General features: G+C 33.6%; 7 protein-coding genes. 1 reads left to right on the forward strand and 6 read right to left on the reverse strand.

All coding sequences use genetic code 11. The annotated features are described in order from the left end of the window. Positions 1-26: 26 nt before the first annotated feature. The 6 genes from BM361_RS09085 to BM361_RS09110 form a co-directional block, all read right to left on the reverse strand. Positions 27-566, reverse strand: a complete 540-nt coding sequence (locus BM361_RS09085; RefSeq protein WP_217643768.1) for a hypothetical protein — start codon at positions 564-566, stop codon at positions 27-29. Positions 567-575: 9 nt separating this feature from the next. Next, positions 576-1,550, reverse strand: coding sequence for a BsuBI/PstI family type II restriction endonuclease (locus BM361_RS09090; RefSeq protein WP_074978352.1), 975 nt, complete (start codon positions 1,548-1,550; stop codon positions 576-578). Further along, the gene (locus BM361_RS09095; RefSeq protein ID WP_074978354.1) at positions 1,543-3,030 is read right to left on the reverse strand and encodes an Eco57I restriction-modification methylase domain-containing protein; all 1,488 of its coding nucleotides are present in this window, start codon (positions 3,028-3,030) and stop codon (positions 1,543-1,545) included. Before BM361_RS09095 ends, BM361_RS09090 begins: the two co-directional genes overlap by 8 nt. A 574-nt stretch (positions 3,031-3,604) precedes the next feature. Beyond that, a complete protein-coding gene (locus tag BM361_RS09100; RefSeq protein WP_074978355.1) occupies positions 3,605-5,590 on the reverse strand; it encodes a DUF262 domain-containing protein in 1,986 nt (661 codons plus the stop codon). A gap of 5 nt (positions 5,591-5,595) precedes the next feature. After that, the gene (locus BM361_RS09105; protein WP_074978357.1) at positions 5,596-7,275 is read right to left on the reverse strand and encodes a DUF262 domain-containing protein; all 1,680 of its coding nucleotides are present in this window, start codon (positions 7,273-7,275) and stop codon (positions 5,596-5,598) included. Positions 7,276-7,769: 494 nt separating this feature from the next. Further along, positions 7,770-8,144, reverse strand: coding sequence for a helix-turn-helix domain-containing protein (locus tag BM361_RS09110; RefSeq protein ID WP_074978358.1), 375 nt, complete (start codon positions 8,142-8,144; stop codon positions 7,770-7,772). A 1,052-nt stretch (positions 8,145-9,196) separates the two neighbouring features. On the opposite strand from BM361_RS09110, the gene BM361_RS09115 reads away from it, so the two are divergent. Next, positions 9,197-12,181, forward strand: a complete 2,985-nt coding sequence (locus BM361_RS09115) for a SusC/RagA family TonB-linked outer membrane protein (protein ID WP_074978360.1) — start codon at positions 9,197-9,199, stop codon at positions 12,179-12,181. The last annotated feature ends 19 nt before the right edge of the window (positions 12,182-12,200 follow it).

Below are 12,200 nucleotides of genomic sequence, written 5' to 3' on the forward strand. Positions count from 1 at the left end.
ATACCGCGTGTTGTATGCCGTTTTTACTATTTTATATCATTTATCCAATCGTCAGGCTTTAATAATATTTCAATTGGAGCATTATAAATTTCGTGTCCCTCCCTTATTACATAATTAGAATGAACTCTGTCACCTGCTTTAAAATAGTCAGCTTTCTTTAAAAAGTCTTTTTTCTTGATACCGCCTAAAAACCAAAGGCGTTTAATTTGAAATTCATAACTAAAAAAGAAAAGTTCATCTACAGGTGTGTCTTTGTGCCTAGCAGTTATTTGTGCTGTATAATTCATTCTAGGAGGAACTTTTCGTTTTACGGTTTTTACATCAATTTTAACACCGTTAATTGTGAAATCAGGTTTCCCAGCGGCATTGTCAAGATGCCATTCAAACCCAGTCAATCCTTTTCCTTTTAACCATTTATTGAAACAAATCTCTCCAAGATCACCAACCCAGCGAAGATCACTGTCTACTTCATGATAAATATTGCCATATTGTTCATCTCGACTCTTTCTGATCTTTATTGCTTTTGCAATTTGCTCTGGGGTAACATCTACATATATAAAGCTCATAAGAATAGTTTAAGAATGGGGACCAAGGAATCTGTCACCATTGAAATGAATCATGTGATCGGGTTTATCTGCCATCCAAACCTCGGTTTCCCATGCAATATCAGCTACATTTCTTTTAAATTCTGCGGTATCAGGAAAGGCCGTCACATAAACTTTACCAACTTTACAATCTTTAAGAGCTTCTTCAAGTTCTTTCCAGCGTTTTGGGGATACTGGACCATGACTAGTAACAGCTTCTATTAGAAATAGCCATTTGTTTTTGGTATCATAGACTACTACATCTGGTAATTTATCATGTGACATTGGTGGAACCCCCAAAGATTGAAGGTATTCTGATTCAAGGTGCATTAATTTGCCCCCTTCTTCGGATCTACTACTTGCTGTATCACCCATGTAAAGAACAATCCCACCTGCTCCAATAAATCGTGGGCAAAATTCATGAACTATATCGGCATGAAGCTGATTGTGTTTGCCTGGGGATAGAGTTAGTTCTTTACCATTTGGAAGTTTCACAGGAATTTTGTCTATGTTTCGTTTCTTTTGATATTCCTCTTTTAAACTTGGAGTGTTTTGTAAAAAAGCATCTACTTTTTCTTTCCAATCACCGGCCGGGAAAGCTCGCAAAATTTCGAGAATAGGTTCATTTAATGAATAGTTATTATCTTTACTGTTTGTAGGTCTTTTTGGATTATCTCTATTTCTATCTATAATTCTAGCTTGTTCAAATTGATGAAGTGTTTGTCTTCTAATTGTTTCCCTGCTATTTGGTTTGTAATCCATTCCATAATTATTACGAATGAATTCCATAATAATATAAGTTGGAAGTAGAGGTGCTTGGCATTTATTCCAAGAAGTATTGGGTTTAATATTCGCCAAGGATAGAAAAACCCATGCAGAACGGTCATTAGTTTGTTTCTTGGGAAGTTTTAATGCCTTTAATATTTGCTTTGCTTCTTGTAATTTTAGTTCTTTTAAATCAGTCATTTAGAATTTCATTAATTTTTTCAATGGTATCGTATTCCAATGTTTTAAAGCTGGAAGAATGTTTACCTAGTTGAATAATTTGTTCTCTAGTTGGGATTTTCATAATTCTTATATCCGTGGCATTTACTTGAGTATTCCCTGATATACATCTGTAATAATCATCCATAAAAGTTGAATTAAATAAGATTGATAACCCATTTGCTTCTTCCTCCGATAATGTAGAATTTTTACGACCTATGTAATTTAACTTGTTAGTTATGCCTATTTGCTTAAGGTTTCTAATTGGAATGTAAACTCCAGCAACTAACCTTCTATTTTCATCTTTTGATGTGAAACGTTTTAGAATTACGTATCTAATATTTGGGACTAAATGTTTCTCAAAATTTTCAAGTAAGTTAAATGAAATGTCTTTTTTATTATTACCATTCCAAATTATACCGTTTATAAAAACATTATGAGCTTTGATAAGTGGTACTTGCTTTTCTTGACTATGTTTTGACGTAAGATATTCTTTTGTTCTGTGCTCAACTACTGGACCAGTAGAAATAAAATACCCTTCTTCCTCAAATGTTGAAGGTAACCTCTCTGCTTGTTGCAAAATTTGAAAATCCTTTTCTGTCTCCGGAATGCGAATGATACTTTCATTATTACTAGTGTCAATAATTATATCCTTAGGATATACTCTGATGTTTGGGGTGTTTAAATCAGTAATGTTGTTACAGCTCGAAATCGTTATTTCATCTAATTCTTGACCATTTTTTATCAATTTGAAGATGACATTTTCTTGTAAAATATCAGAATCTGTAAACACCTCTTTTCTAGATTTGAAAATGTGGATTAATTCAAGTAGAGCATTATCCAGTAGATATTTTCTAAAGCCCTTAAAATATAGACCGTTTAAAAAACTACGAGGTGTTATAGCTACGAGCTGTCCATTAGCCTCCAATGCAGAAAGTGTTATGGCAACAAACGAAGCATAAATATTGGGATCACCTTTAAATAAGTCCGTAGTTTTTTTAGCATAAATGGATTCTTTAACCGAGTACTTGAAATATGGTGGGTTAATTACTGCTAAGTCATATTTTGTCTCAGTGTTTAAATCTGGTCTCAGAGTTACAAAGTCATCATTTATAATATTGTAATTGAAAATCTTTTTTTCTTTAGCAAATATTGCTTTTAATTCTTCTAATACTTCAGAAAGATTTGAAATGATTTGTTCGTCTATTTCATAAAGGGTTGCGTCTATATTGTTTATCCCCTTATTTAATAGATGAAATGCAGTCGATACGGTTAGGATACCATGACCAGCGCCACAGTCCAATAGTTTTACTTTATCAGGGTTTAATACCTCATCATCAATAAGAGAACTCATAAATTGGGCAATAGGTGAATCTGTGAAATATTGTCCTAATATTTTCTTATCCTCATCACTCTTAGTTTGTGAATACTCTTTTTGCTTATGTCTTATTTCCGATGTCAATTCTTATTTTATTAATTCTGATTAATGTTTTTATTTATTTTTGATATTCAGTTATTTATATTTTGTTCAAAAATATCATTTTTCCCCAAGTTTTCGCTATCAATTTTAAGGTTAGCGAAAAGATTTAATAAGAACTGGAGAAGTAGATAATTTTCGATTCAATATGTTTCAGAAGTTCCTATTTGGCGAATGGCATACAACGTTTGTATAAACGCAATTTGCGTCTATATATCTTTATAGTTTCTTGGTCTATACCCTGTGTTTATTATGAAACACTAGTATAATTCTGATATAGTATTTGCAAATAATAATCTATACATACTTCCCGAAAATAATAGAAATTTGCTAAATAAACAATCCAGTAATCCGTAATTATCTATACATAAATCCAAATTCAATAGTAATAATGCTTGTGGTTATGCAGGTGCCCCCTTATGGTTTAATATCATTTTTGAACCGCCGTATACGCGACCCGCTTGGTTTATCCTGAGCGACAGCCGAAGGGTACGGTGGTGTGAGAGCCTCAACGCGGTAATTATTCATCGCGTCGGGCTACTCGATTGTGGGTAGTGCTTTATTCAATTTTAATACATCCGTTTTTATCTCTAGGTCTTTTACTTTTTAAAAGATAGCAATAACTATTATCTGGAGGTATCGCAATATAATTCGAATCAATTTCATTTAATAGCCTTTCTTCCTTGATTAGTCTTAGTTTCCAATTTGGAAAACTATCCTCTGGAGTGAAGTCTTGTGATATTTTTATTAAATTCTTGCTTTTCAATTTCAATATAAGGTTTTTGAAATATTCTCTAAATTCTGAATGAATCAAATATTCAATTTCACGGAATTTGTCTATCAATCTTCTTTTATCACTATCAACAACATTCCAAAAAGACCACCAATAGTGATAAAATTCGTACTTTCCATCAACTGATATTGTTAATAGAGCACGCCTTAAATCATTTGTTAAGCACGAATCTGAGCTAAGATTTTCTATAAATACAGATTTAATTTCCTCTAATGAGTCCAAGTCAATTTTATCTGAAGATTTATCAATATTTAAACAGTAGAAAATAAAATCTATACGACCTCTAAACAGGTCGGTATCTTCTAATTGAAATATGGGTTGCTTAATTTGAGAATTTTGAATAATAATTCTCGCTTTAAACTTTTCTTCTTCAATTTGTTCCTTTGCAAAAGTTGATTTTAAATTGTCGATTTTTGATAAATATTCATAAATGTCTGAACATCCAGCGGATAATTCTGAAATTAGATTAATAACTCCATCAAATGTCGCTGGACTTCTTACTATATCTGGTCTTTTACCGCTTTTTTCTATATCTCCTCTAGAAACTATATTTCTTACTACTCTTATCCAGTCAAGATATTTTTGAGTGTTAATTTCATCTGTTTTTCTAAAGTATTCTAATTGAGCAAAAAGGAAAACTCTTTGAGTATAAGATGCTCCATCAATTTCTGGAGCAATTATTACTTCTTTTAAAAAATCTTGGTTTGGTTGATGTCGGAACAGAGGAAAGTCGATTTTTATTTTTTCTATTTCCTCATATTTTTCATCTAGCAGGTTCAAGCAATCAACCAAATAGTTAAAACTTTGCTGTTGAAAAAACTTTGGAGAAATATTATTAGCATCATCTTTTAATTTAGAAATAATTTTCAATCTCTCATCTGTTTTCTTGCTCCTTTCTACAGATGTTTGTAACATTAATAGTGTTGAAATAAAATTCACGAATGAACTGTCAACCGTATCACCTTTCCTAAAATGTTTCCAAAACAAATCTGTCCAAGTGGTATCTATTTTAAATGCAAATGTTTTTGTAAAATCTGATTGACTTTCCCATTTTTCGTCTCTAATCAATTTTTCCAAACCTGCTTTAAAATTTTCAAAAGTGGAAAGTAATTTTCCTCTAGCATTCATCTTTATGTAAAGGTCATCTGTTAACCCAATATTTTCTAATTCAACGTGATAAAACCTTATAAGATTAAATTCTGAAGATGTTAGTTTATGCCAAAGATTTGGAGTATTAAAGAACTTTAGATGAATATCATCTATTGTTCTTAACATAGCATCGATTGTAGGGTCATTTTTCCAAGATAAATAGAACCAAGGAGAATCTATTATTGTATCGCTTGGAGAAACATTTTCTAATAATGTAATGTTATTTTTTACTAGTGAATTACAAAAATCTCTCGAGGATATTCTTGTTTCATAGGTGAACTTTATTAATGTGTTTACTTCATCTAGTAGCTTGTTATCTTTTAAAGCACCATACCAATGTAACAGAAAAAGTGTTGTTAATCTTTGTTGTCCATCGAGTGGTTGAAAAGAATCTTCTGTATTACTTCCGTATACAAAATCCAACATAATTTTTTCTTCTTTGCTAATACTTTCATACAATGCATTCAGGAAATTTTGTCTTATTTTTTTCTTGTCTTTTCTACCTTGAGCATAATCACGCTGAATTATAGGAATCTCGATATTATTAGCTTTCAATAATTCATAAAAACTATAAATTTTGCCTTTGTACTTTTCGTTTTCCATAGTATTTAAGCTAAGTAAGAATTTAGAACATTAAGTAAATCATTTTCATAATTCTCTCGGTCTTCTTGAGACCAAAAAGAAATTTTAGGAGGATACTCGCTGAAATATTTTAAAAAAACATTTTTTGTACATATTGGAATGAAAATTCCTTGTTTGTCACGATTAATTATAGTTTTTCGCTTAAAAGGAAATACAGCATTTTTATAGCTTCTATTAGTTCCAGAATCCAATAGTGTGAGATTCGACAAATCATTTATATCATCATCTTCTCTTAATTCCGAGTTGAAATAAGTTACAATTTGTTCGAACAAAATTTTAAATCCATCCTGGTCTTCTTCTTTCCATTCATTTATTTGTTTCCTTAATGCTTTTTCTTCTCTTGTTTCATTACCAATAAAGACAACTGCATCTTCAATCCACTGCTTTTTGTTTTTATCAGGAATTTTGTCTTTAACAGAAGTTATATGTTCTAAATCCCATTTTTCATTTTTATATAAGTCAAAAGGGAAATAAGAATTATCTTTTGAGCTAGCCAACATTGTTAAAATATTATACAAAAGGAGTACTTTCCTGACATCTTTTCCATCTGAATATTGCAATTCACTTATGTCAATATTCTTCAATTCTTTTTTTATAAGACTATCTAAATATTTTTTAAACTCAGATTTACTTATGTTATCAGATGTTTTGTAAAGTTCTTTAATACTAGTTGACTCAGTACTAATTAAAAAGCCTATTTTATGATATAATTCACGTTCGTTGAACCACTCGCTAAACCTTTGAAAATATCTTTTAACTTCTTTCCAATTTTTAGTTAATTCTTCATTGTTACCTTTTGAAAACTTCTTGCTGAAATATCGAAAAGTATCATAATTATCATTCGGGTCTGGCTCCTCGTTTATTAGATTGAAAATAAATTCTATTCGGTTAGTTGAAATAGAGTTTTGATTTAAAAAGAACCAAAATTTATCATTCTGTAAAGAGTTTTCAATATTATCCCATTCCGTAGCAATTTCTAATTGCCTTAATCTTAATTTGTTTTCTTGATTTTGAAAGTTAGAACTATTTAGAAATAGTGCTTTAATTAACTCGGAGTTCGTTAGAGGGATTTTGCCAATGTTAATTCTTGTAAATATTGAAATTGAATCATTTTCATTACTTAAATACCAAATTACTTTAGAATTAAATTTAAATTTTGAACGAAAATTTCCTGTGTCAAAATTATTTCCTTTTTCTTCAAACCAATTAGAAATTGTATTATAAGCGTTTGTGATATAAAAAAAGTCAACGTTTGATTTATTGTCAACTTCTTCTTCTAATTGATTTAAAAAGGTTTTAGAATCTGTTCTAGTTTCGTAATCTATTTCAAATAGTTTATCTCTTCTTTTTTCAACAAAATCCTGATTTAAATAATATAAGATTAGGTAAATTGTAGTAAGTCTTTGTTGTCCGTCAATGACTTCAAATTTATTGTCATCGATTTTTTTTACTACAATTGGCTGAAGACAATACCAAGTTTTCTCATCTGAACTTTCATTTACCAATCTTGGTGTAAAATTTGAAATGTCGTTAAGCAATTCAACAACCTCTTTGGAACTCCATCTATATCCTCTTTGATAAGATGGAATAAAGAAATCATATTCTTGAAGTTCACTGATGGTTTTTAATTCTAATATATTTTCCATTTAATTTTTTTCTGCATTACCCACAACGTTTGTATAAACGCAATTTACGTTTATATATCTTTAGGTGTTATAGTTGTAAAATATTAATAATAAGGTGTTTAATGTAATTTTAAGTTTTAAATAGATTTTTGCAAAAACCAAATATTAATTTTCGTTATTAATGCTATAAATATAATACAAAATTTCCCCAAACCTCCAAGGGGCTTTTCCCCCTTCCCTTAAAGAAAGCCAAAATTTAACAACCCTAATTACGGAAAACCTCAATCTTTTTGTCGAGAGTAACTTCAAAAGTTGTATGGTGTGTATCAAAGAGATATTTATACACCATATTTATTACGTATACATACTAACTGTATAGCGTATGTATAGCGTGTTTGTATGGGGTTTGATATATGGATTATTCATAAATAGTACTAACCATGGTAATATGTAAGGGTAGGGAAGGACGAGTGATGGGAACAAAAAAGTTAATCGTTATTCTTTGTTGGTCCTTTTTATTTAGTCTTATTTGAAAGCGATTTAAATTTGTTGGAAATGGATTTTTTAAGAAAAGTATAATAGTCTTTTTTATCTTGATTAAGCTTTTTCTCAAGACTTAAAGACTGATCTACAATATCAAGTAAACTTTTTTCATTTTTTAAAAGGAATAGTTTAGAATGATCTATATTTAATTGTTGACATATCATTAGTAGTTTATCCCAACCACTTGTATGTTCAGCACGTTCAATTCTACCTATATTAGTCGAATTAGAACCCACTAATAAAGAAAGCTCTTCCTGCGATAATCCTTTTGTTAATCTAGCCAATTTTATTACACAACCTATTTGAATGCCTAACAGTTCAATTTCTTCTTCGCTATATTTTACCATTTAGTAAAATTTGAGAAAATTGCTTGCTTTATTCGATACAAATTTGTGTTGAATAAAATATTTGTTATATTAGCTTCAGATTACATATTTTTGCGATTCTTCTGAAAGAAAAATATTAGAAGCAATTGCTTAGAGTCTCGCTTTTGAAAACTGGTAATTTTTATGTACACGAGATGATAAGTAAATTAGCTCACAACCCGGGTGTGGGCTCAAACTTATTCGTGTAAGGGTATACCAGTACCTCAAAAGCAGTAAGTTGAGTTTCGCACCCAACTGTTTTTATACACTTGGTGTTTCTCAACATATCTTAGCAATGATTTCAGTTTTCATTTAAGATTCGTGAATTAGAACCCTCCATTTAGTCTAAATGGCTACAGGAGAATTAAAAATGGATAGGATGAATAAACAAGTACATAATAGTAAACAAGTAGGGGTGACCCATGCCCAGCTTAATGTTGGGTTTACGGTGTACTATTTATTGTTTGTTAAAAAGCCTAAGTGTCCTATATAGGATAAATCTTTGTTATGGGAGTGACGTTATACTTTTAATTTATACCGGTAATTCGAAACACTCTTTCTCCTGTGACTGACCACTACATATAATCATGGTGTCCGGCCATGTGATGAATTACAAGCTTAAAATATGATAAATGCTTTATGCTCTATGCTTTGCATTGGAGTATGAGATACTAGTTTGAGTTAGTTGGTAGGGTTATTTGGCCTGTGGCTATTTGCATGCTATGGGCCCTATACCCTTAAAAAGAAAACCTGCCTTTTGGCAGGTTCCCTTTGAGTAAGCTTGGGGGGTTAGTTACTTTTTCTCAGCTTTTGCTGGGTAGTAAAAATAAGTATATAAAGATCGATAAATCATTGTTTAATTGTTGTAAATAAAACATAATCGGCAATGGGATAAACTAACTATTGAGAATTTGAATGTATGAATTGCCTGTTTTACAGGTATAAAAAGAAGAAGGCCCTCTAACGAAATAGCAAAGGGAAGTTAGAGAGCCGGATATCAAATAAAACGAAGTTTCATTTAACCTTTCAAAATTATGAAAAATAATGCTTTGAACAAGGTACGGATACTGCTATTACTGGCACTATTTGTAACCCTCACACTATTAACCTATTCCGCTTTTGGACAGAATACCAATCTTAATAAAAAGCAACATTGGGTCAGTGGTATTGTTACCGATACTGACGGAATTCCGATTCCTGGGGTGCATGTACTAATTGATGGTACCCAACACGGCACATATACAAATACAAAGGGTATCTACCAGATCAGTGCTGCCCCCACCGATGTTTTATCATTTTCCTATATCGGCTTTCAGACCTTTAAGCAGACCGTTGGGGATCGCCCTAAACTGGATGTAAGCCTTACTGAATCTATTTTAGATCTTGGGGCTGTTACGGTTAATGCCGGGTATTATACCGTTTCTGAAAAGGAGCGAACCGGAAGTATCAGTACCGTTAAAGCTGCGGATATAGAAAAGCAACCGGTGAGTAATGTTTTGGGAGCACTCCAGGGAAGGATGCCTGGGGTGTATCTAAGTCAAGATACCGGTGTACCCGGTGGTGGATTCACCGTGCGTATCCGTGGTCAGAACAGTATCTCTAGTGGGAATGATCCCTTATACATCATCGATGGGGTCCCTTTTGTGACAGAATCTTTGACTGGATTGGGTACTGGTATAATATCTCAAGCCAATCCTCTTAATGCCATTAATCCGTCTGATATTGAGAGTATCGAGGTGCTCAAGGATGCTGATGCTACTGCCATATATGGTTCGCGAGGGGCTAACGGGGTGGTGCTCATCACTACCAAATCAGCCAAAAAGGGTAAAACAGTCATTGATCTGAATTTGCAATCCGGGATCGGAAGGGTAGCAGATCGGGTATCGCTGCTAAATACCCCTGCATATTTAGAAATGCGCAATGAGGCCTTTTTAAATGACGGAGTAACCCCAAATGAGTTTAATGCACCAGATCTTGTTCAATGGGATCAAAACAGGAATATCAACTGGCAAGATAAGCTCCTGGGAGAAACGGCCTATATCAATAAAGCAGAATTATCTGTATCTGGAGGGAATACCAATACCTCTTTTTCCGTTCGAGGTGGTTTTTACAAGGAAACCACGGTGTTTCCGGGGGATAATGCATACAAGCGATGGTCGCTAAATACTAATTTGAATCACAGTTCTGAAAATGATCGGTTTCATGTAAATGTTACCACCCTATATACCAAAAATCAAAATAACTTATTGGGAGAGGATCTAACGGCCATAGCCTTACTGCTGCCTCCCAATGCTCCTGATTTTATAGATGAGCAAGGAGATCTACTGTTCTATAACCAGGTAACCAACCCCTATGTTTATACCCGACAGCACCTGGAGGCTGGTTCTAATACCTTTGTCAGTAATGGAGTGGTGGATTATGAGCTTTTCACCGGGTTAAAGGCCAAGGTAAATTTAGGGTATACCCAGCTATCTCGTGATGAGCAACAACTACGACCAAGGAGTTCTTTAAACCCTGCCTCAGGTTCATTGCCTTCTGCCATGTTTGGAAAGACTACCCTTGAAAGTTGGATCGCTGAACCACAATTGGAATATGAAAAACAATTTGGAAAAAGCCGTTTAAAGCTATTGGCAGGGGGAAGCTTTCAACAAACCACCAAAGAGCAAACCATTATACAGGCCAGTGGTTTTAGCAGTGATCTGCTTATGGAAAATCCAGCCGCAGCCAGTGAGCTGATGATTGATCGTTATAATTATTCAGATTATAAATACCAGGCCTTTTTTGGAAGGGTCAATTACAGCTATGCCGATAGGTATTTTTTAAACCTTACCACAAGACGTGATGGTAGTAGTCGGTTTGGACCGGGAAAGCGATTTGCCTCCTTTGGAGCTGTAGGAGCTGCCTGGCTATTTTCAAATGAATCGTTTATTCAAAATGGCTTGCCTTTTTTGAGCTTTGGTAAGCTTCGTGGGAGTTACGGGGTTACAGGAAACGATCAGATTGGGGATTATGAATATCTCGATACCTACGGCGCAACCTCTTATCCTTATCAAAATGGTATAGGCCTTTATCCAACCCGATTGTTTAATGAAGGGTTTGGATGGGAACGGAATAAAAAACTCGAATTGGCACTTGATCTTGGATTTTTAAGGGATCGCATTATGCTTAGTACCGGTTTTTACAGGAATCGTTCGGACAACCAGTTGGTGGGGGTGCCACTGCCCGGTAGTACTGGTTTTACCTCCATAAGAGCAAATCTACCAGCACTTGTGGAAAATTCCGGTTGGGAGTTTGAACTGGCTATTACCAATGTTCAAAACCCTGATTTTTCCTGGAAAACACATTTTAATATTACCTATCCAAAAAATACCCTTGTAGCGTATCCTGATCTGGAGACCTCGGTCTTTTCGAATATTTATGAACAGGGACGCTCTCTGTTTATAAAAAAGAAGTTTCACTATACCGAGGTGGATCCACTATCCGGAGTCTATCAATACCAGGATGTAAATGGGGATGGGCAGGTAAGTGCACCACAAGATCTAAGAGGGATCTATGAACTGACACAAAAGTATTTTGGTGGGTTGCAAAACAGTCTGACCTATAAAAATTGGCAGCTTGATTTCTTATTTCAATTTGTAAATCAAACAGGACGTCGGTATACCCATAATTTTCCGCCTGGATTCTTATACAATCAACCAGCCTATGCAATGGAGCGCTGGCAAAGTCCGGGGGATCAATCTTCTGTGCAAAGGTTTACCCAGACTTTTTCAGAGGCAGGTAGTGCCTATTTTACCGGACAACAACAGAGTGATTTGATCTATGGTGATACTTCCTTTATACGATTGAAAAATGTATCACTAGGATATAAGATTCCTGTTAAGGATATCGGGGCGCGGTTGTATGTGCAGGGACAAAACTTATGGACCCTTACCGAATATAAAGGGTTGAATCCTGAGAGTCCCGGAATGAGCCTTCCGCCGCTACAAACTTTTGTAATGGGCTTACAATTTACATTTTAATGCGAATCTATTAAAAACT

Source organism: Zhouia amylolytica (assembly GCF_900116365.1).
Lineage (GTDB): Bacteria > Bacteroidota > Bacteroidia > Flavobacteriales > Flavobacteriaceae > Zhouia > Zhouia amylolytica.